22 protein-coding genes are annotated in these 17,713 nt (G+C 59.1%); 12 read left to right on the top strand and 10 right to left on the bottom strand.

The features are described 5' to 3' along the window. Positions 1-98 precede the first annotated feature (98 nt). A complete protein-coding gene (locus ACIOYV_RS12155; protein ID WP_054052002.1) occupies positions 99-1,070 on the top strand; it encodes a L,D-transpeptidase family protein in 972 nt (323 codons plus the stop codon). A 124-nt stretch (positions 1,071-1,194) separates the two neighbouring features. Here the strand turns inward: ACIOYV_RS12155 and ACIOYV_RS12150 are convergent, their stop codons facing one another. Next, positions 1,195-1,446 (bottom strand): Lpp/OprI family alanine-zipper lipoprotein, encoded by a 252-nt coding sequence (locus ACIOYV_RS12150; RefSeq protein ID WP_401323947.1) that lies wholly within the window; start codon positions 1,444-1,446, stop codon positions 1,195-1,197. A gap of 645 nt (positions 1,447-2,091) precedes the next feature. On the opposite strand from ACIOYV_RS12150, the gene ACIOYV_RS12145 reads away from it, so the two are divergent. Beyond that, positions 2,092-2,379: a GNAT family N-acetyltransferase gene (locus tag ACIOYV_RS12145; protein WP_020800382.1), complete on the top strand. Its 288-nt coding sequence runs from the start codon at positions 2,092-2,094 to the stop codon at positions 2,377-2,379. 63 nt (positions 2,380-2,442) lie between these two features. Here ACIOYV_RS12145 and ACIOYV_RS12140 read toward each other — a convergent pair whose 3' ends face one another. Together ACIOYV_RS12140 and ACIOYV_RS12135 are read right to left on the bottom strand one after the other, a co-directional pair. After that, positions 2,443-3,519, bottom strand: a complete 1,077-nt coding sequence (locus ACIOYV_RS12140) for a 3-deoxy-7-phosphoheptulonate synthase (RefSeq protein WP_054052004.1) — start codon at positions 3,517-3,519, stop codon at positions 2,443-2,445. A gap of 129 nt (positions 3,520-3,648) precedes the next feature. Beyond that, positions 3,649-4,092: a PilZ domain-containing protein gene (locus ACIOYV_RS12135; RefSeq protein WP_054613925.1), complete on the bottom strand. Its 444-nt coding sequence runs from the start codon at positions 4,090-4,092 to the stop codon at positions 3,649-3,651. On the opposite strand from ACIOYV_RS12135, the gene ACIOYV_RS12130 reads away from it, so the two are divergent. The 5 genes from ACIOYV_RS12130 to cysB all read left to right on the top strand — a co-directional run bounded on the left by ACIOYV_RS12130 (position 4,091) and on the right by cysB (position 8,046). Then, positions 4,091-4,477, top strand: a complete 387-nt coding sequence (locus ACIOYV_RS12130) for a co-chaperone YbbN (RefSeq protein ID WP_054613926.1) — start codon at positions 4,091-4,093, stop codon at positions 4,475-4,477. The genes ACIOYV_RS12135 and ACIOYV_RS12130 overlap by 2 nt on opposite strands. Further along, the gene (locus ACIOYV_RS12125; protein ID WP_401323944.1) at positions 4,474-5,430 is read left to right on the top strand and encodes a putative 2-dehydropantoate 2-reductase; all 957 of its coding nucleotides are present in this window, start codon (positions 4,474-4,476) and stop codon (positions 5,428-5,430) included. Before ACIOYV_RS12130 ends, ACIOYV_RS12125 begins: the two co-directional genes overlap by 4 nt. A gap of 24 nt (positions 5,431-5,454) precedes the next feature. Next, entirely contained in the window at positions 5,455-6,360 is a 906-nt protein-coding gene (locus ACIOYV_RS12120; RefSeq protein ID WP_163913198.1) for a 5'-nucleotidase, read from the top strand. A 94-nt stretch (positions 6,361-6,454) separates the two neighbouring features. Continuing rightward, positions 6,455-6,958, top strand: a complete 504-nt coding sequence (locus ACIOYV_RS12115; protein ID WP_054052016.1) for a universal stress protein — start codon at positions 6,455-6,457, stop codon at positions 6,956-6,958. Between the two features lie 113 nt (positions 6,959-7,071). Continuing rightward, the gene (gene cysB, locus ACIOYV_RS12110) at positions 7,072-8,046 is read left to right on the top strand and encodes an HTH-type transcriptional regulator CysB (protein WP_054052018.1); all 975 of its coding nucleotides are present in this window, start codon (positions 7,072-7,074) and stop codon (positions 8,044-8,046) included. Positions 8,047-8,052: 6 nt separating this feature from the next. On the opposite strand, the gene ACIOYV_RS12105 is transcribed toward cysB, so the two are convergent. Together ACIOYV_RS12105 and ACIOYV_RS12100 are read right to left on the bottom strand one after the other, a co-directional pair. Beyond that, positions 8,053-8,535, bottom strand: a complete 483-nt coding sequence (locus tag ACIOYV_RS12105) for a GreA/GreB family elongation factor (RefSeq protein WP_054613928.1) — start codon at positions 8,533-8,535, stop codon at positions 8,053-8,055. Between the two features lie 2 nt (positions 8,536-8,537). Continuing rightward, on the bottom strand, positions 8,538-8,948 hold the full coding sequence (locus ACIOYV_RS12100) for a hypothetical protein (protein ID WP_265040040.1): 411 nt from the start codon (positions 8,946-8,948) through the stop codon (positions 8,538-8,540). Between the two features lie 124 nt (positions 8,949-9,072). Between ACIOYV_RS12100 and earP the strand changes: the two genes are divergently transcribed. Beyond that, on the top strand, positions 9,073-10,230 hold the full coding sequence (gene earP, locus ACIOYV_RS12095; protein ID WP_401323941.1) for an elongation factor P maturation arginine rhamnosyltransferase EarP: 1,158 nt from the start codon (positions 9,073-9,075) through the stop codon (positions 10,228-10,230). 48 nt (positions 10,231-10,278) lie between these two features. Beyond that, complete coding sequence (locus ACIOYV_RS12090) at positions 10,279-10,848, top strand: elongation factor P (RefSeq protein ID WP_401323939.1); 570 nt, start codon at positions 10,279-10,281, stop codon at positions 10,846-10,848. Between the two features lie 174 nt (positions 10,849-11,022). On the opposite strand, the gene ACIOYV_RS12085 is transcribed toward ACIOYV_RS12090, so the two are convergent. The 4 genes from ACIOYV_RS12085 to ACIOYV_RS12070 form a co-directional block, all read right to left on the bottom strand. Continuing rightward, the gene (locus tag ACIOYV_RS12085; protein ID WP_401323937.1) at positions 11,023-12,039 is read right to left on the bottom strand and encodes an alpha/beta hydrolase fold domain-containing protein; all 1,017 of its coding nucleotides are present in this window, start codon (positions 12,037-12,039) and stop codon (positions 11,023-11,025) included. A gap of 33 nt (positions 12,040-12,072) precedes the next feature. Then, a complete protein-coding gene (locus ACIOYV_RS12080) occupies positions 12,073-12,492 on the bottom strand; it encodes an organic hydroperoxide resistance protein (RefSeq protein ID WP_054052028.1) in 420 nt (139 codons plus the stop codon). 342 nt (positions 12,493-12,834) lie between these two features. Then, complete coding sequence (locus ACIOYV_RS12075; protein ID WP_401323935.1) at positions 12,835-13,296, bottom strand: MarR family winged helix-turn-helix transcriptional regulator; 462 nt, start codon at positions 13,294-13,296, stop codon at positions 12,835-12,837. Between the two features lie 69 nt (positions 13,297-13,365). Beyond that, positions 13,366-14,322 (bottom strand): LysR family transcriptional regulator, encoded by a 957-nt coding sequence (locus tag ACIOYV_RS12070; protein WP_401323933.1) that lies wholly within the window; start codon positions 14,320-14,322, stop codon positions 13,366-13,368. Positions 14,323-14,432: 110 nt separating this feature from the next. On the opposite strand from ACIOYV_RS12070, the gene ACIOYV_RS12065 reads away from it, so the two are divergent. Then, positions 14,433-15,182, top strand: coding sequence for a sulfite exporter TauE/SafE family protein (locus ACIOYV_RS12065; RefSeq protein ID WP_401323931.1), 750 nt, complete (start codon positions 14,433-14,435; stop codon positions 15,180-15,182). Here the strand turns inward: ACIOYV_RS12065 and ACIOYV_RS12060 are convergent. Continuing rightward, positions 15,172-16,026 carry a LysR substrate-binding domain-containing protein gene (locus tag ACIOYV_RS12060; RefSeq protein WP_054613934.1) on the bottom strand — a complete coding sequence of 285 codons (855 nt, stop codon included), beginning with the start codon at positions 16,024-16,026 and terminating at the stop codon, positions 15,172-15,174. The genes ACIOYV_RS12065 and ACIOYV_RS12060 overlap by 11 nt on opposite strands. Positions 16,027-16,122: 96 nt before the next feature. Here ACIOYV_RS12060 and ACIOYV_RS12055 point away from each other — a divergent pair, with 96 nt between their 5' ends. Continuing rightward, a complete protein-coding gene (locus ACIOYV_RS12055) occupies positions 16,123-16,338 on the top strand; it encodes a DUF1127 domain-containing protein (RefSeq protein ID WP_054052224.1) in 216 nt (71 codons plus the stop codon). A 64-nt stretch (positions 16,339-16,402) separates the two neighbouring features. Continuing rightward, a complete protein-coding gene (locus ACIOYV_RS12050; protein ID WP_401323929.1) occupies positions 16,403-17,632 on the top strand; it encodes a winged helix-turn-helix domain-containing protein in 1,230 nt (409 codons plus the stop codon). Positions 17,633-17,713: the final 81 nt, after the last annotated feature.

Genomic DNA, 17,713 nt, shown 5'->3' with positions numbered 1-17,713 from the left:
ATGTATCGCCTGCAACGTTCTCGGCCTCCCCGAATTTACGGGCGTCGGTGTACAATCGCCTTCTTATACCCTTGTCGATCATGCGAAGGATTTTCCGGATGTTGCCGCGCTTTCCTGCCGTCACCCGCTGCCTGACCCTCGCCGCCCTCTGTGTGGCGGGTCCAGTTTCAGCACTAGAGCTGCCTCTACCGCCCCCTGGTGAAGACATCATCGGTCAGGTGCAAGTGATCAAGGCCAAGTACGAAGATACCTTCGCCGACCTTGGGACCACTTACGATCTGGGCTATTCGGAAATGGTCGCGGCCAACCCGGGCGTCGACGCCTGGCTGCCGGGCGCCGGCACCGAAATCATTCTGCCGACCCGCTTCATCCTGCCGCCGGGTCCGCGTGAAGGCATCGTCATCAACCTGGCCGAATACCGCCTCTACTACTACCCGAAAGGCCGGAACGTGGTGTACACCTTCCCGCTGGGTATCGGCCGTGAAGGCTGGGGCTCGCCGATTGCCCACACCACCATCACCGCCAAAACGCCGAACCCGACCTGGACTCCTCCAGCGTCGATCAAGGCCGAGCACGCCGCTGACGGTGATCCGTTGCCGAATGTGGTGCCGGCCGGCCCGGACAACCCGCTGGGGCCGTTCAAGTTCAACCTGGGCACGCCGGGCTACTTGATCCACGGCTCGAACAAGAAGTTCGGCATCGGCATGCGTACCAGCCACGGCTGCTTCCGTATGTTCAACAACAACGTGCTGGAAATGGCGAGCATGGTGCCGGTCGGCACGTCGGTGCGGATCATCAACGACCCGTACAAGTTCGGCCTGAGTGGCGGCAAGGTTTATCTTGAAGCGCACACGCCGCTGGACGACAACGGCAATCCGTCGGTGGTCGACAAGCACACCGCCGTGATCAACGCGATGCTCAAGCGTGAAGACATCACCAACAACCTGCGCATGAACTGGGATGTGGTGCGTGACGTCGTGGCTGCCGAAGATGGCCTGCCGGTGGAAATCGCCGTGCCGAATACCTCCGCGCCGATGGTGTCGAGCGTGCCGGTCGATCTGCAGCAGTAAGCTCGAAGAAAAGGAACCCGCCGACGTTGGCCGTCGGCGGGTTTTTTTATGGCCGGTACTAAACGCCGGGCATAAAAAAGCCGATCCATAAATGGATCGGCTTGATAACAATCCCGAAGGACTATTACTTGCGGCTAGCTTTGTCCAGCATGCGCAGAGCACGCTCGTTAGCTTCGTCAGCAGTCTGTTGTGCTTTTTGAGCAGCAGCCAGAGCTTCATCAGCTTTACGGTAAGCTTCGTCTGCACGAGCCTGGGAGCGAGCAGCTGCGTCTTCAGTAGCGGTCAGACGTGCTTCGGTTTCTTTCGATACGCTGCTGCAACCGGTAGACAGAACTGCGGCCAGAGCCAGAGCAGAGAATTTCAGAACGTTGTTCATCGTGTTCCCCTTCAAGGACTTTCTATTAAGTAGCTGTCTCCTCAGAGTGAGGAAATAGCCGGCGTACATACTACCCATTACTTGTCGTAAGTAAACTGACGTAAAGCAAGAAGCAAAAAAAATTGTAGGCGTTGATTCTTTTTCGAGCAACTTTTAACTGCTCTGTATAAAAAATACCCAGCTGCAAGGCCCGAGATGAGCGAGCCGCATGCGAAAAGTTCCCTATTCCGAAGGCAGTATTTCCAGTCTTTGTTAAAGTCTGTCTAGATGCTTTCGTCTACACTTTTGTTCGGATTTTGCGCAGCGCCTCTCATATCTTTCTGCATGTTGAGGTGACTTTAACGAAGGGCGCTCGTCTTAAGTCTCAACATCCGGCAATGTTCAGGCTTTCGACCCGGGAAGACCTTCGGTCGAGCCGTCCCTGCGTAACCCCGGAGCAGCACCCGCAGTCCGCCTCGGCATGATGACGAGCGCACCTTGAGCATTTTCGCCAATGGTGCCTACTATTTGATACGTGCCCAGGTTGCGCGAGATCGGTGTCGCTCTTCTCGGTGTCCATTCAGGCACAGGGTGGCGTAGATGTTCCTTCGCCGGAAAAACATCGGTAAGGTAGGGGTCAGAATCCAAGACCCGCGAGGAGTAGTGATGAGCGAGGCGTTGTCCATCCACCATGACCAGGCTGGTCATCAGTTCGAGACCAATGTGGACGGTCATCGTGCCTACCTGACCTATATGGATCTGGGGAAACAGACCCTGGATATCTATCGCACCTTCGTGCCCAACGCATTGCGTGGCCGTGGCATTGCGGCGGCATTGACCGAGCAGGCGCTGCAGTACGCCGAAGAAATGGGCTACACGGTGATTCCATCGTGCTCCTACGTGGAGCGCTACATGGAACGTCATCAGCGGCACGCGGCCAAGCTGAGCCAGTAAACGCAACACATAAAAAAACGCCGGGTTTAAGCCCGGCGTTTTTTTGTGCCTGAAAAACAGTATTCAGCTGCGATCGCGTTTCGGCAGCACATCCTTGAGCTTGGCGTGCATGCTGCGCAAGGTGTTCTCGGTGGCGGACCAATCGATGCAGGCATCGGTGATCGACACGCCGTATTGCAGGTCGGCGAGGTCTTTCGGGATCGCCTGGCAGCCCCAGTTCAGATGACTCTCGACCATCAGGCCGATGATCGACTGGTTGCCTTCGAGGATCTGGTTGGCGACGTTCTCCATCACCAGCGGTTGCAGGGCCGGGTCCTTGTTGGAGTTGGCGTGGCTGCAATCGACCATGATGTTCGGCTTGATCTTGGCCTTGTTCAGCGCTTGCTCGCAGAGCGCGACGCTGACCGAATCGTAGTTCGGCTTGCCGTTGCCACCGCGCAATACCACGTGACCGTAGGCGTTGCCCTTGGTGGTGACGATCGACACGCCACCTTCCTGGTTGATACCCAGGAAACGGTGCGGACTGGAAACCGACTGCAGCGCGTTGATCGCCACGGTCAGGCCGCCGTCGGTGCCGTTCTTGAAGCCGACGGCCGAGGACAGGCCGGAAGCCATTTCACGGTGAGTCTGGGATTCGGTGGTGCGTGCGCCGATGGCCGACCAGCTGATCAGGTCCTGCAAATATTGCGGGGAGATCGGGTCGAGGGCTTCGGTGGCGGTCGGCAGGCCCATCTCGGCCAGGTCCAGCAGCAACTGGCGACCGATGTGCAAGCCATCCTGAATCTTGAACGAGTCATCCAGGTACGGATCGTTGATCAGACCTTTCCAGCCGACGGTGGTACGTGGCTTCTCGAAATACACTCGCATGACCAGATACAAGGTATCGGACACTTCAGCGGCGAGGGTTTTCAGGCGCTCGGCGTATTCGTGGGCAGCCTTGATGTCATGGATCGAGCACGGCCCGATGACCACGAACAAGCGGTGGTCGGTGCCATCAAGAATGTTGCGAATGACTTCGCGGCCCTTGGTCACGGTGCGCAGGGCGGCATCGCTCAAAGGGATATCACGCTTGAGCTGATCGGGAGTGATCAGGGTTTCGTTGGAAGCGACGTTTAGGTCGTTGATCGGTAAATCAGCCATCGTTTACTCGTCAGGTCACGGGTGCCGGCCGCCAGCGAACCCGCGCGGCGGAGCACAGCAAATTAAGCGCGTCGGGGGACCCGAACCTTAGCGCGTTACACCGTGGCTCGACAATGGGCAAACACCGGTTTAATCCAGCACTGGCTGCGCAAAAGCCTTGCGAACCGTGTCGTGGGAGAACTCATCGGCATGCTGCTGCACCCATTCGAGGGCCAGGGCTTGAGCTTCCTGCAGATCATCATGGGCATCATGCAGGCGGCAATAGCGCTCGATCTGGCACACCTGCTCGCCCATCCGCGCACTGAACAGCATCTGCTCATCGACAAAGGCAATGCCCACCAGATAGCCGCGCTTTCGGCGCAGGCACCAGGCTACGTAGCCCAAAAAACGCAAATCGGGGTTCAGGGTCGGCATGCGTACTTCCAGCGCCGTGCCGTGGCGCCAGGCGCGGTGGTAATTGCAAGCCATGCCGCCGAGGCTGATAGTGTGCAGCCGTTGCCGTGAAATGCACTCATGTTTGAGCAGCGTAAGTTCCACGGGCACATCGTCAGGATGAGGAAGAAAACGTCCCATGAACACGGACTCCCTGTGTCGCCCATTTGACATTGTTTCCCCCAGTATAGTGGTCGAATCGGAACTGACCGATTTCGACGCCGACCAACGGCTGCTGGCGATGAGCGGCATTTCCCTGGTGATTTTCACCAGCGTCGGTTGCGCCAGTTGCCGTTTTGCCCGCGAGCAGTTGCCAAGACTCGATCTGGCGATCGACCGGCTGTGCTGGATCGACGCCGCTGACAATGGCGGGTTGGTGGAACGTTATGAGGTCTTTCATTTGCCGGCGCTGTTTGTGGTGCGCGACGGTGAGTTCTTTGGGGCGGTACAGTCGCGCCTGACCGATACCGAGCTGAATCAGGCGGTGGGCCAGGCGCTAAGTCGAATTGCTGAGGAGTTGCCATGATGGGAGCAGTTGCCAAGCCGACAATCGGCATTATCGGGACCGGCGCAATCGGTGGTTTCTACGGGGTGATGTTGGCGCGGGCCGGTTTCGATGTGCATTTTCTGTTGCGCAGTGAATTTTCCGCAGTCGCCGAACGCGGGCTTCAGGTTGACAGTGCGCCGCATGGGGCGCTGACGTTAAACCCGGTCCAGGCCTATTCGAGCGCCGAGGACATGCCGCCCTGTGACTGGTTGCTGATCGGCGCCAAGACCACCAGCAACGCCGATCTGGCGCCCGCCATCCTTCAAGCTGCTGCACCGAACGCCAAAGTGCTGGTGCTGCAAAACGGCCTGGACGTCGAGGACAGCCTGCGCGAATTACTTCCCGATTCGCTGCATGTGCTTGGCGGACTCTGCTTTATCTGCGTTCATCGCACCGGGCCTGGCGTCATCACGCATCAAGCGCTGGGCGCGGTGAATGTCGGTTATCACAGTGGCCCGGCCGCTGATGAGTCGGCCCGCATGGCGATTGTCGAGGAGGGCGCCGGGTTGTTCCGCGCGGCGGGCATCGATTCTCAGGGCATGCCGAACCTGCACCAGGCGCGCTGGCAAAAACTGGTGTGGAATGTTCCTTACAACGGTCTCTCGGTGCTGCTTGGGGCGAGCACTACGCCGTTGATGGCCGATGCCGACAGTCGGGAACTGATCAAGGCGTTGATGGCCGAAGTGGTTCGGGGCGCAATCGCTTGTGGTCACGAGATTCCGGCCGGGTATGCCGATCACCTGTTTATGGTGACCGAAAAAATGCCCGACTATTGGCCGAGCATGTACCACGATTTCCTGCACAAACGACCACTGGAACTGGAGGCGATTTATGCCCGGCCACTGGCGGCGGCGAAAGCGGCGGGATGTGAGTTGCCACGCATCGAGGCCTTGTACCGGGCGCTCGGTTTTATCGATCGACGGAACGTTTGAGTCGATCCACCAGAGGGGAAAGGCATGGCCAAAGACATAGATGACAAGCTGGTGCTGGCGATTTCTTCGCGAGCGCTGTTCGACCTGAGCGAAAGCCACAAGGTCTATCTGTCGGACGGGGTCGAGGCCTATCGGCAATACCAGATCGAGCACGAAGACGAAGTCCTCGCACCCGGTGATGCATTTCCGCTGGTGGAAAAACTCCTGAACCTCAATGCCAGTCTGGGTCGTGCCCGGGTCGAAGTGGTGCTGGTGTCGCGCAACAGTGCCGACACCGGATTGCGGGTGTTCAACTCGATTCACCATTACGGCCTGGCGATTTCCCGAGCGGCGTTTGTCGGCGGACGCAGTCCTTATCCGTACCTCAAGGCCTTTGGTTGCGACCTGTTTCTCTCCACTCATGCCGAAGATGTGCGCAGTGCGCTGGACGCCGGTTTTGCTGCCGCGACCATTCTGTCGGGCGGTGCGAGCCGTGCTGCCAGTGATGAATTACGCATTGCCTTCGACGGTGACGCGGTGCTGTTTTCCGATGAGTCGGAGCGGGTCTATCAGTCCGGTGGGCTGGAAGCTTTTCAGGCCAGCGAGCGCGAATCAGCCCGGGAGCCCTTGCGTGGCGGCCCGTTCAAAGGCTTCCTCGCGGCATTGAATTTGTTGCAGCGCGAGTTCCCCGATAACGCCTGCCCGATCCGCACCGCGCTGGTCACCGCGCGTTCGGCACCGGCCCACGAGCGGGTGATTCGCACGTTGCGCGAGTGGGACATTCGTCTGGATGAATCTCTGTTTCTCGGCGGCCTGACCAAAGCGGCGTTTCTGGAAGCGTTTGCCGCCGACGTATTTTTCGATGATCAGGCCGGTCATTGCGAACTGGCGCGCGAAGTCGTCGCCACCGGCCATGTGCCGCATGGCATAAGCAACGAGCAGAAAGTTTAAGCCCTTGCGTCAAGGTGTTACGCGGCCCGTCGTACTCGGCAAGGCACTGCTAAGCTGAATCAATCTCCGCCATGTCGGCACGCAAGGAGGTCATATGATTCGTTCCATGTTGTATGCCACCGACCTCGGCCTGTACGCACCGTTGGTGATGCAGCACGCCCTGGCGCTGGCGCGAACTTTCAATGCCGACTTGTATGTGGTGCACGCGGTGGAACCCATGGGGTTGTTCGCCGAGTCGGTGCTTCAAAGTTATCTCGATGAACAGGCGTTGAACGAATTTCACAGCCAGGGCCTGAACACGGTGATCGCCAATATCGAACGGCGGGTGCTGGAAAGCTTTCGTGAAGAACTGGGGGATGAGGGGGAGCAGGATCTGGAACGGATTCAAGCGGTGCGGGTGCTTCAGGGCGACCCGTCGCAGGTGATTCTCGACCAGGCGCAGAAACTCTCGGTGGATTTGCTGATCGTAGGAAGTCATAGCCATCGCGCCAGCGCGGAAACCCCTCTGGGCCGCACTGCAGCGCGGGTCTTGCAGTTGGCCCGGGTGCCGGTCTATCTGGTACCTCTGGTGGAGCGTCGGCGTCAGGGAGATAGGTAGAACACGAATAATGGCGTTTTGATAAAAAAGTTCTAGATTTATTCTTCAAACCATTAATATAGTTATATACCGTCGCTGATGCCCGTGGCGTCTACCTGCTTTGAGGGATTCATATGAAGCTTCAACAACTGCGCTACATCTGGGAAGTGGCGCACCACGACCTCAACGTTTCCGCTACCGCCCAAAGTCTCTACACCTCGCAGCCGGGCATCAGTAAACAGATCCGTTTGCTGGAAGACGAATTGGGCGTCGAGGTCTTCGCCCGCAGTGGCAAGCACCTGACCCGTGTCACCCCGGCTGGCGAACGCATCATCACCACCGCTGGCGAAATCCTGCGCAAGGTTGAAAGCATCAAGCAGATTGCCCAGGAATTCTCCAACGAGAAGAAAGGCACCCTGTCGATCGCGACCACCCACACCCAGGCGCGTTATGCGTTGCCGCCGGTGATCAGCAATTTCATCAAGCAGTACCCGGACGTGGCGTTACACATGCACCAGGGTTCGCCGATGCAGATCGCCGAAATGGCCGCTGACGGCACCGTGGATTTCGCCATCGCCACCGAAGCCCTGGAGCTGTTCGGTGATCTGGTGATGATGCCGTGCTACCGCTGGAACCGTTGCGTGGTCGTGCCCCAGGGTCACCCGTTGACCAAGCTGCCGAAGCTGACCCTCGAAGCCCTCGCCGAATACCCGATCGTGACGTACGTGTTTGGTTTCACCGGCCGTTCGAAACTCGACGAAGCTTTCAGCCATCGTGGCCTGACGCCGAAAGTGGTGTTCACCGCCGCCGACGCCGACGTAATCAAGACTTACGTGCGCCTGGGCCTGGGCGTGGGCATCGTGGCGAAAATGGCGGTCGATGCCAAACTCGACAGCGACCTGGTGATGCTCGATGCCAGCGATCTGTTCGAATCCAGCATCACCAAGATCGGCTTCCGTCGCGGCACCTTCCTGCGTGGCTTCATGTGCGACTTCATCGAGAAGTTTGCCCCGCACCTGACCCGCGAAGTCATGGCCAAGGCGATCCAGTGCCACAACAAGCAGGAACTGGAAGAACTGTTCGACGGCGTCGAACTGCCGGTTCATTAATCTGCGTTAAATCACCTCGGTAACAGCAAACTGTTGCCGAGCGCCCGCCACCAGAATCTCTACCTCGTCCCCTTCGAACTTGCCCAGCAGGCTTTTGCCCAGCGGCGAGCGAGGGGTGATGACGGTAATCATCTGCCCCACCACATCAACCTTCAAACCCGCCGCATCGGGGGCCAGGAACAGCCACTGTTCACGTCCCTTTTCGTCTTCCAGACCGAGCAGGGCGCCGACTTCGATACCGCGCTGATCGTCATACGGACGCAATGTCAGGTTCTGGCACACCGTCAGTGAATGACGAATTTCCTCGACCCGTTTCGCCTGCCCAGCTGCCAGGTACGACGCCTCCAGACCTAGCGTGTCGTACTTGTTTTCGGCGATGTTTTCTTCGTGGGTCGCGGTTTCGTACGCGGTTTGCGCAGCGCGTTCGGCGATGTCGAGATCGATGCGCAGTTTGTCGAGAATCAGTTGGTGGACGATTTGCTTGTTCATGATCAATCGCAGAATTGCTGGACGTTGGCGCGGCTTTTTTCGCTCGGCGCGGTCTGGTCCTGTTGCAGCCAGAACTGACATTTAGGGTTCGACAGGTTGCGGTTATTGGTGCGGGCCTGATCGAGGAATTGCTGTTGTTCGTTCTTGCGCAGGTTTTCTTTGTATTGCTCGAACAGCGGGCTCTGCGGCGGGATGTCCGGCGCTGGTTGAACCACCACCGGCGGTTGGGCCAGTTGCTGCACGGCCTGAGCCACTGGCGCCAATTGCTCGGGGAAGATAAAACGCGAAGCGAGCCAGCACGTCAGCGCGATGGCCAGGAAGCCCAGCCAAAGACCCAGGGCAATGCTGCCGGTCAATTGCAGGGCATTGAGGCGGATCGGCAACGGACGGCGCGGGTTGGGACGATAGGGCATGGCTGCCTCCTGGCGGGTGTTCGCGGGCGGATGGCGATTGTCGCACGAAGATTAATCGTCGTCGGCCCTTCTGCACGGGGTAATTTATGCGGACAATCGGCGCCTTTGCCAACGGAAGCCTTTAATGCCTGAACTGCCTCAAATGAAAAAACGCGGGCGCTGGGATATTTTTTGCACCGTGGTCGACAACTTTGGCGACATCGGTGTGACCTGGCGCCTGGCCCGTCAACTGGTGGCCGAACAGGCAGTAGACGTTCGCCTGTGGGTCGACGACCTGCGGGCCTTCGAACGCCTGTGCCCCGAGATCGACATCCACGCGCCGCAGCAATGGCAGCAGGGTGTCGAGGTGCGGCAATGGCCGGCCGAATGGCAACCGGTGGAGGCCGCCGATGTGGTGATCGCCGCGTTCGCCTGCCAATTGCCGAGCCCGTACATGGACGCCATGGCCGCGCGGGAAACACCGCCGTTGTGGATGAACCTGGATTATCTGAGTGCCGAAGACTGGGTCATCGGCTGCCACGGCTTGCCGTCGGTGAAGTACAAGAGCGTGCAGAAGTTCTTCTTCTTTCCGGGGTTCCAGAAAGGCACCGGTGGCTTGCTGCGGGAAACTGGATTGCTGGAGCGGCGTCGGCAATTTCAGCAAAATCCCGAAGCCCGGCGCGAATTCCTGCAAGGCTTGGGGATTGATCCTGCGCCCGCTGCGCAACTGATCTCGCTGTTTGCCTACGAGAATAGCGGGCTGGCGAGCTGGCTCGACACACTCGCCGCCGACGCTGCGCCCACGCATCTGCTGGTGCCTGAAGGGCGGATTCTCGGTGACGTCGAACGCTGGCTCGGCGTGAACGGGCTGGTGGCGGGAGCACTGCACGTGCGCGATGCCTTGACCGTGCAAGTGCTGCCGTTCGTCCGACAGGATCAATACGATCACTTGCTCTGGTGCTGCGATTTCAACGCCGTGCGCGGCGAAGATTCGTTTGTGCGTGCCCAATGGGCCGGGCGGCCGCTGCTCTGGCACATCTATCAGCAGGAAGAAGATATCCACCTCGACAAGCTCGAAGCGTTCCTCGCGCTCTATACAAAAGGCTTGTCGGCGCCTGCTGCAGAGGCAATCAGCGGTCTTTGGCGCGCCTGGAATGCCGGGGAAGACATCGCCGACCAATGGCTGGCGACCCGCAAACACTGGCCAGAGCTGCAAAAACACGCCGAGGCGTGGTGTCTGGAACAAGCCTTGCAGGCGGATCTTGCCGCAGCGCTGGTACAGTTTTATGTAAATTGGATATGATACGCGGCCTAGATTTTTGTAAATCCCATCCAAATTCGGATATTCGCAATGAAAACTGGTAAAGAACTGAAACCCGGTACCGTGATCCGTCTCGAAAACGATCCTTGGCTGGTTCAGAAAGCTGAATTCACCAAGTCCGGTCGTAACAGCGCGATCATGAAGACCAAGCTGAAGAACCTGCTGACCGGTTACAAGACCGAGATCGTTTACAGCGCTGACGACAAACTGGACGACTTAATCCTCGACCGCAAAGAAGCGACCCTGTCCTTCATCAGCGGCGACACCTACACGTTCATGGACACCACTGACTACACCATGTACGAGCTGAACGCTGAAGACATCGAAGCCGTTCTGCCTTTCGTTGAAGAAGGCATGACCGATGTTTGCGAAGCGATCTTCTTCGAAGAGCGTCTGGTTTCCGTAGAACTGCCGACCACTATCGTGCGTCAGGTTGACTACACCGAAGGTTCCGCTCGCGGCGACACTTCCGGCAAGGTGATGAAGCCTGCCAAACTGAAGAACGGTACCGAACTGTCGGTTGCTGACTTCATCGAAATCGGCGACATGATCGAGATCGATACCCGCGAAGGCGGTTCCTACAAAGGCCGTGCTAAATAAGCACAGCTTCAGGAATGAAAAGGCCCGACCATTGAGTCGGGCTTTTTTGTGCCTGCCAGAAGCACATGCCCCGTGTAGGAGCGAGGCTTGCCCGCGAAAGCGGTTTGTCATTCAACATTGATGTCGACTGACACGACGCCTTCGCGGGCAAGCCTCGCTCCTGCAAGGGTGGGGTTATTTCTTCAGGTGTTGCTTGAGTTCTTCAGACGCCTGCAGCATCGCCGAACGCACCGCTGGCACCTTGCTCACCACGTTCAACAACCCATAATCGTGGATCATGCCGTTGTAGCGAACCGCCGTGACCGGCACGCCAGCCTCGTCGAGTTTGCGTGCATAGGCCTCGCCTTCATCGCGCAGCACATCAGCACCTGCGGTCTGCACCAGCGCTGGCGGCAGCCCTTTGAGTTGCGCCGTGGTCGCCCGCAACGGTGACGCGTAGATCTCGTTCCGCTGATTGGCGTCGGTGGTGTAGTTGTCCCAGAACCACTTCATCATGTTTTTGGTGAGGAAGTGCCCCTCGGCAAACTGGTTGTAAGACGCGGTTTCGAAGCTGGCGTCAGTCACCGGCCACAACAGCACCTGGAACTTGATCGCCGGCGTTCCTTTGTCCTTAGCCATCAACGCAACCACTGCGGCCATGTTGCCACCGACGCTGTTGCCGGCCACCGCCAGGCGTTTGCCGTCGACGTTGATCTCTTTACCGTGCTCGGCCACCCACTTGGTCGCGGCGTAGGCCTGATTGATCGCCACCGGGTAATGCGCTTCCGGCGACGGCGTGTAATTGACGAACACCGCCGCCGCACCCGAACCCACCACCAGATCCCGAACCAGGCGTTCGTGGGTCGGGAAATCCCCCAGCACCCAACCACCGCCGTGGAAGAACATGAACACCGGCAGCTCACCCTTGACCCCGGCCGGACGGACGATTGTCAGGCTGATCGGTTGGCCATCGACTTGAATGGTCTTCTGGCTGACATCGGCTTTGGGCAGCGTCAACTTCACCCCGGCTTGCGCACCCACCAGCACTGCACGGGCCTCTTTCGGCGTGAGTTGCTCCATCGGCTTGCCGGTGCCGGCATTCAGTACATCGAGGAACGCCTGGGTGTTGTGTTCAACCCCATCGCCCGCGAATGCACTGTGGACGGAGAGGGCGAGAAGGGTGCCGGTCAAGACTTTGCTGAACGTGTTCATGGTCGTTTCCTGTTCGGGCCTGGGAATCAGCGGTTAGACGGTGACGTGCAGGCGCACTTCGACGTTGCCACGGGTGGCGTTGGAGTACGGGCAGACCTGGTGAGCCGCATCGACCAGGGATTGCGCATCAGCTTGATCCAGGCCCGGAAGGCTGATGTGCAGGTCGATGTCCAGACCGAAACCTCCAGGGATCTGGCCGATGCCGACATGGGCAGTGATCGAAGCGTCGTTCGGGATGCTGCGTTTGGTCTGGCTGGCCACGAACTTCAGCGCGCCGATGAAGCAGGCGGAGTAGCCGGCTGCGAACAGTTGCTCAGGGTTGGTCGCCGCGCCGCCAGCACCGCCGAGTTCTTTCGGGGTGGCAAGTTTGACGTCGAGGATGTTGTCGCTGGAAACCGCACGACCATCACGGCCACCGGTGGACGTTGCGATTGCGGTGTAGAGAGTTTGCATGGTGTGAGCCTCATTCGGATTTGGGTGTTTTGCGCTAAATGTTTGCGCGCTAAGTAACTGCCAGGTAAATGTAGCTCGCTAATATTTAGCGCACAAGATAAATTTTTGAAAAAGTTTTCTGCGGGGAGGCGAGTCGGAGGGCGAGTCTTGTGAAGACTATTGAGCTAGAAGGGTTTGATCAGGATTTAAAGGACGGAATTTTTTTCAAGGAAGGCCACAAAAACAACTGTGGGAGCGAGCCTGCTCGCGAATGCGGTATGACATTCAGCATTGATGTTAACTGACACAACGCATTCGCGAGCAGGCTCGCTCCCACAGGGGAGATTTGTGGTGGATTGGGGATTAGAGGCTGTCTTGCAGGTGGCTACGCAGTTCTTGCAGGTCATTTTGCAGCTTCTTCAACTGCTCGATCGTCTGCCCGCTGGCGCCCAGAATGCACTGCGGAATATCTCGCGCCTTGTCGCGCAACGCACGGCCCTGTTTGGTCAGCTCGACAATCACCACCCGTTCATCTTCCCGGCTGCGGGTGCGGCTGAGCAGTCCTTCGGCTTCCAGGCGCTTGAGCAGCGGCGTCAACGAGCCCGGATCGGTCAGCAGACGGTTGCTGATTTCACCGACGGTCAAACCATCCTTTTCCCACAACACCATCATCGCCAAGTACTGCGGATAGGTCAGGCCCAGTGCTTGCAGCAACGGTTTGTAGACCTTGGTCATCAGCAGCGAAGTGGAATGCAGGGCGAAGCAGACCTGATTGTCCAGCAGCAGGTCGTCGCAGTTGTCCGGGGTGTTGCGTTCGGTGGTCATGTCAAAGCCTTGATCAGTGATCGTCATGAATCTAGCGGGCGAATCTTTAATGCGCCAGATAATTCTGGCCTAGTAGCCGGTCAGATTGCCTTGCAAGGCTAGATCCCACGGTGCAATCGGGCTGAAGCGGGTTTTCAGGTATTCCAGCAACAGACGACTGCGTGAGCTGGCCTGTTGCTCCAGGCGCAAAGCGTAAATCCCGGCGGTTTCCGGTTTCGGCAGGCCGTTTTCGCAGAACAGCGGCAGCAATTCGCCGCGCAGCAGGTATTCACTGGCCAGCCACGTCGGCAAATGCGCAATGCCGAGTCCGGCCAGTGCGCCGCAAACCAGCGCCTCGGCGTTATTGGCGCTCATGCGGATCCGCGCCGGGCGGTGCAGTTGCATGCGCCCGTCCTGTTCGAAGCGCCAGGCGAAGGGCGGGGCGAGGCCATCCCAGTCCAGGCCGTCGTGTTCCACTAACTGCGACGGATCGGTCGGCACGCCTCGGCGTTTCAAATAGTCGGGGCTGGCGCAGGCGATGCGCACCATGTTCGCCAATGGCGTGGCGACCAGCCGGGTGTCGGCCATTTGCCCGGCGCGCAGCACCAGATCGACCTTGCCCAGGTTCAGGCCCTGCATGTCGACAAAACTGTCGATCAGGTGCAATTGCACGTCGAGACCGGGATACAACATCAGGAAGTCAGCGATGACCGGTGCCAGATGTCGACGCCCGAACGCGGCAGGTGCGTCCACCCGAATCAAGCCTTCAGGCGCGCTGCTGAGGGACACTGCTTCCGCCCGGGCCAGACGCAGTTCAGCCACGATCCGCCGCGCCCGTTCCGCGAACGCCAAACCCGCCGGCGTCGCCCGCACCGCGTGGGTGCTGCGCAGGAATAGCTGACTGCCGACCGCGTTTTCCAGACTGTCGATACGCCGGGCCACCGCTGAAGGCGTCAGAGGATGACGCCGGGACGCGGCAGAAAAGCTCCCGGTTTCGAGCACGTCGAGGAACAGCCCGAGTTGGTCGGTCAATTGATTGGGATTCATGGTGTTACCAGCGCTTGTGCGAAATCGGCACAGCCATTGTGCGTTGCTGTGCGTTTCCCCGCTAGGTCTGACTGCGTAGGATGAAAAGCCTGACAAGAGGGAATTGGCCTGTGATTGAGTTTCTGCTGTACCTGATCTTTGGCGTGGCCCTTGGCACTCTGGGTGGTTTGTTCGGAATCGGCGGTGGCTTGGTGGCTATCCCGCTGCTAGGCGTGCTCTGCGGTCTGGACCAGCAACTGGCCCAAGGCACGGCGCTGGTGATGGTGGTGCCGAACGTGATGCTGGCGCTGTGGCGCTATCACCAGCGCAATCGCATCGAATTGCGCCATGCATTGCCATTGGCCTCGATGGGGTTTTGTTTCGCGTGGATCGGTTCGATCTGGGCCGTGGGCATTGATGCGCAAACCATGCGCATAGGATTTGTCGCGTTCCTCGTGGCCTTGTCCACCTACAATCTGGTGCGCATGTTCACCGCCAACGCACCGGCGACTTCGCAGATGAATTACTCATGGCCATGGCTGGGCGTGCTGGGCGCGGCGTCCGGGACCATGGGCGGGTTGTTTGGCGTCGGTGGCGCGGTGGTGGCAACGCCGGTGCTGACCAGTCTGTTCGGCACTACTCAAGTAGTCGCTCAGGGTTTGTCGCTGGCACTGGCATTGCCGAGCACCGGCGTGACCCTGGTGACTTACGCGGTACACCATGAGGTGAACTGGATGATCGGTTTGCCATTGGCGATTGGCGGTCTGATGAGCATCAGTTGGGGTGTGAAAATCGCCCACGCCTTGCCGGAGAGGCTGTTGCGCGGGCTGTTTTGCGGTTTCCTGGTGTTCTGCGCGGTGATGCTCGCCCTTAAAGTTTGAAGCCTTCGACGATGTGCTCGGCCAGGCATTCGGTGATCGGCGACGGGTTGTGCAGATTGCGCACCAGCATGATGCTGGCCTCGGGCAAAAGCGGCAGGTCTTCGGCGGCGCCGAGGATGCGCATGTCCGGGGTGATCAGGCTTTCAAGTTGCGCAGTCACCGCCAGGCCGGCGCTGACCACGGCCATCAGTGCCGACAGGCTCGAACTGTTGTAGGCGATGCGGTAATCACGGCCCATCGCGTCGAGGGCATTGCACGCCCACAACCGGCAGAAACAATCACTGTTGAACATTGCCAGCGGCAGCGGCGTCTGCTCGTGGGCGCTGAAACATTGCGCCTCGGCCCAGACAAAACGCTCCTTGCGCAGCAACTGGCCGATCTCGGTGCCAGGCTCGCGGGTCACGATCGACAAGTCCAGGTCCTGGCGCTGCAATAGCTGCTTGGTCGATTCGCAGTGAACCTCGATCTGGATCAGCGGATAGAACTTGGCGAAGCGCGACAGGATCCCCGGCAGAAACCGCATCACGTAATCATCCGGCGTGCCGATGCGCACCGTGCCGACCATGTGCGGTTCGCGCAGGGTATTGAACACTTCACTGTGCAGTTTGAGGATGCGCCGGGCATAGCCGAGCAGCACCTGGCCTTCAGCGGTCAGCTTGACCTGGCGACCGTCGCGTTCAAACAGCTGGCGCTGCAACACGTCTTCTTCCAGGCGTTTCATCTGCATGCTCACCGCCGACTGCGTGCGGTTGACCAATTCGCCGGCGCGGGTAAAACCGCCCTGGTCGGCGATCGCGACAAAGGTACGCAGCACATCGGTATCAATACTGGGGAAAGCTGACATTCATCAATCTCCGAGATGCATACCATCAGAAACATTCGTTGGATTGATCTTAGCTCTGGCGCGAGACTTGAGCCATCCCTAAAGGAGGGCAACATGATGAAAGGTCAACACGAGCATGTAACGTCAGAAAAATTCTCAATCCACGCTGTTTCGGATCTGCTGCACAAGTTTAGCCGCTGGTACGAACTTCACCGCGAACGCGAGCTGTTGGCGAGCCTGAGCGATGAAGCGCTGAAGGACATTGGCGTGAGTCGTGCGGATGTCGAGCACGAATCGATCCGGCCGTTCTGGGACGATCCGATGCATAAATGATGAGGCCATTGCTACACAAACCCCTCTCTGGTGAGGTAGGTTGCGAGCAGACAAGGAGATGCTCATGCCCGCAACGCTGTCCTTTTCCATCAAACAGGCTCGACGTCTGGCACTGGCTGCCCAAGGGTTCAACGGGCGCCAGCCGCCAGCGGCGATCAAAGCGGTGCAGCTCAACCGGCTGATCGAACGCCTGGGCATCTTGCAGATCGACTCCGTCAATGCGTTAGTGCGTTCGCACTACCTTCCGTTGTTTTCCCGTCTTGGTAACTACTCATCCGATTTGCTCGACCAGGCTGCCTGGAGTCAGGGCCGACGACGCACGTTGTTCGAATACTGGGGCCATGAAGCTTCGCTGTTGCCGTTGTCCATGTACCCGTTGATGCGCTGGCGCATGCAGCGCGCGATCCGTGGCGAAGACATCTATCAGCAATTGGCGCGTTTCGGTCGTGAGCAACAGGACACGATTCGTCGGGTGCTGGCATCCGTTGAAGAACTGGGGGCGTTGGGTGCAGGAAGCCTGTCGACCCGTCAGGAACGAGCCGGGCCGTGGTGGGACTGGAGCGCTGAAAAGCATGCGCTGGAATGGTTGTTTGCCGCCGGTGAAGTGACCGTCGCCGGGCGGCGTGGCTTCGAGCGACTTTATGACCTTCCGGAGCGGGTGATTCCTTCGGCGATTCTCCAGCAGCCTTTGCTCACCGAAGCCGAGGCACAGCGCGGGTTGTTGTTGCATGCGGCAACGGCGTTGGGTGTCGGCACGGAAAAGGATTTGCGCGACTATTTCCGTTTGAACCCGGCCGACAGTCGGTTGCGATTGGCGGAGCTGGTCGAGAACGGAGAGTTGCAGGCCTGCGAAGTGCAAGGCTGGCGCCAACCGGCCTACTGTTTGCCCGAGCCCAAGGTGCCGCGCAAGGTCGAGAGCAGCGCTTTGCTGTCGCCGTTTGATTCGCTGATCTGGGAACGCAGCCGCACCGAGCGCTTGTTCGATTTTCGCTATCGGCTGGAGATTTACACGCCGCAGGACAAGCGGGTCTACGGCTACTACGTGCTGCCGTTTTTGCACAATGAGCGGATTGCCGCGCGTGTGGACTTGCGCGCCGAACGGGCGCTGGGCCGGTTGGCGGTGCATGCGGTGCATGAGGACGAGCCAGGGCTGGATGAGGCGGGGATGTTGGCGTTGGCGGTTAATTTGCGGCAGATGGCGGATTGGCTGGGGCTGGAGCGGGTGCAGTTGAATTGTCAGCGGGTGAGTGCGGGGCGGTTGAGGGTGGCATTGGCCAGCGTTGGCGGTGATTGAAAGGACGCCTTCGCGGGCAAGCCTCGCTCCTACAAAGGATCGCGTAATCCTGTAGGAGCGAGGCTTGCCCGCGAAGGGCGC

It is taken from the genome of Pseudomonas sp. NPDC087342 (assembly GCF_044744265.1).
Lineage (GTDB): Bacteria > Pseudomonadota > Gammaproteobacteria > Pseudomonadales > Pseudomonadaceae > Aquipseudomonas > Aquipseudomonas nunensis.
Note: the sequence above shows the minus strand (reverse complement) of the source record. Positions and strands in the feature narration are given on the sequence as shown.

Coding starts and splice junctions, on each gene's coding strand:
- ACIOYV_RS12155 (WP_054052002.1), top strand. CDS start 99: ATGTTGCCGCGCTTTCCTGCCGTCACCCGCTGCCTGACCCTCGCCGCC.
- ACIOYV_RS12150 (WP_401323947.1), bottom strand. CDS start 1,446: ATGAACAACGTTCTGAAATTCTCTGCTCTGGCTCTGGCCGCAGTTCTG.
- ACIOYV_RS12145 (WP_020800382.1), top strand. CDS start 2,092: ATGAGCGAGGCGTTGTCCATCCACCATGACCAGGCTGGTCATCAGTTC.
- ACIOYV_RS12140 (WP_054052004.1), bottom strand. CDS start 3,519: ATGGCTGATTTACCGATCAACGACCTAAACGTCGCTTCCAACGAAACC.
- ACIOYV_RS12130 (WP_054613926.1), top strand. CDS start 4,091: ATGAACACGGACTCCCTGTGTCGCCCATTTGACATTGTTTCCCCCAGT.
- ACIOYV_RS12135 (WP_054613925.1), bottom strand. CDS start 4,092: ATGGGACGTTTTCTTCCTCATCCTGACGATGTGCCCGTGGAACTTACG.
- ACIOYV_RS12125 (WP_401323944.1), top strand. CDS start 4,474: ATGATGGGAGCAGTTGCCAAGCCGACAATCGGCATTATCGGGACCGGC.
- ACIOYV_RS12120 (WP_163913198.1), top strand. CDS start 5,455: ATGGCCAAAGACATAGATGACAAGCTGGTGCTGGCGATTTCTTCGCGA.
- ACIOYV_RS12115 (WP_054052016.1), top strand. CDS start 6,455: ATGATTCGTTCCATGTTGTATGCCACCGACCTCGGCCTGTACGCACCG.
- cysB (WP_054052018.1), top strand. CDS start 7,072: ATGAAGCTTCAACAACTGCGCTACATCTGGGAAGTGGCGCACCACGAC.
- ACIOYV_RS12105 (WP_054613928.1), bottom strand. CDS start 8,535: ATGAACAAGCAAATCGTCCACCAACTGATTCTCGACAAACTGCGCATC.
- ACIOYV_RS12100 (WP_265040040.1), bottom strand. CDS start 8,948: ATGCCCTATCGTCCCAACCCGCGCCGTCCGTTGCCGATCCGCCTCAAT.
- earP (WP_401323941.1), top strand. CDS start 9,073: ATGCCTGAACTGCCTCAAATGAAAAAACGCGGGCGCTGGGATATTTTT.
- ACIOYV_RS12090 (WP_401323939.1), top strand. CDS start 10,279: ATGAAAACTGGTAAAGAACTGAAACCCGGTACCGTGATCCGTCTCGAA.
- ACIOYV_RS12085 (WP_401323937.1), bottom strand. CDS start 12,039: ATGAACACGTTCAGCAAAGTCTTGACCGGCACCCTTCTCGCCCTCTCC.
- ACIOYV_RS12080 (WP_054052028.1), bottom strand. CDS start 12,492: ATGCAAACTCTCTACACCGCAATCGCAACGTCCACCGGTGGCCGTGAT.
- ACIOYV_RS12075 (WP_401323935.1), bottom strand. CDS start 13,296: ATGACCACCGAACGCAACACCCCGGACAACTGCGACGACCTGCTGCTG.
- ACIOYV_RS12070 (WP_401323933.1), bottom strand. CDS start 14,322: ATGAATCCCAATCAATTGACCGACCAACTCGGGCTGTTCCTCGACGTG.
- ACIOYV_RS12060 (WP_054613934.1), bottom strand. CDS start 16,026: ATGTCAGCTTTCCCCAGTATTGATACCGATGTGCTGCGTACCTTTGTC.
- ACIOYV_RS12055 (WP_054052224.1), top strand. CDS start 16,123: ATGAAAGGTCAACACGAGCATGTAACGTCAGAAAAATTCTCAATCCAC.
- ACIOYV_RS12050 (WP_401323929.1), top strand. CDS start 16,403: ATGCCCGCAACGCTGTCCTTTTCCATCAAACAGGCTCGACGTCTGGCA.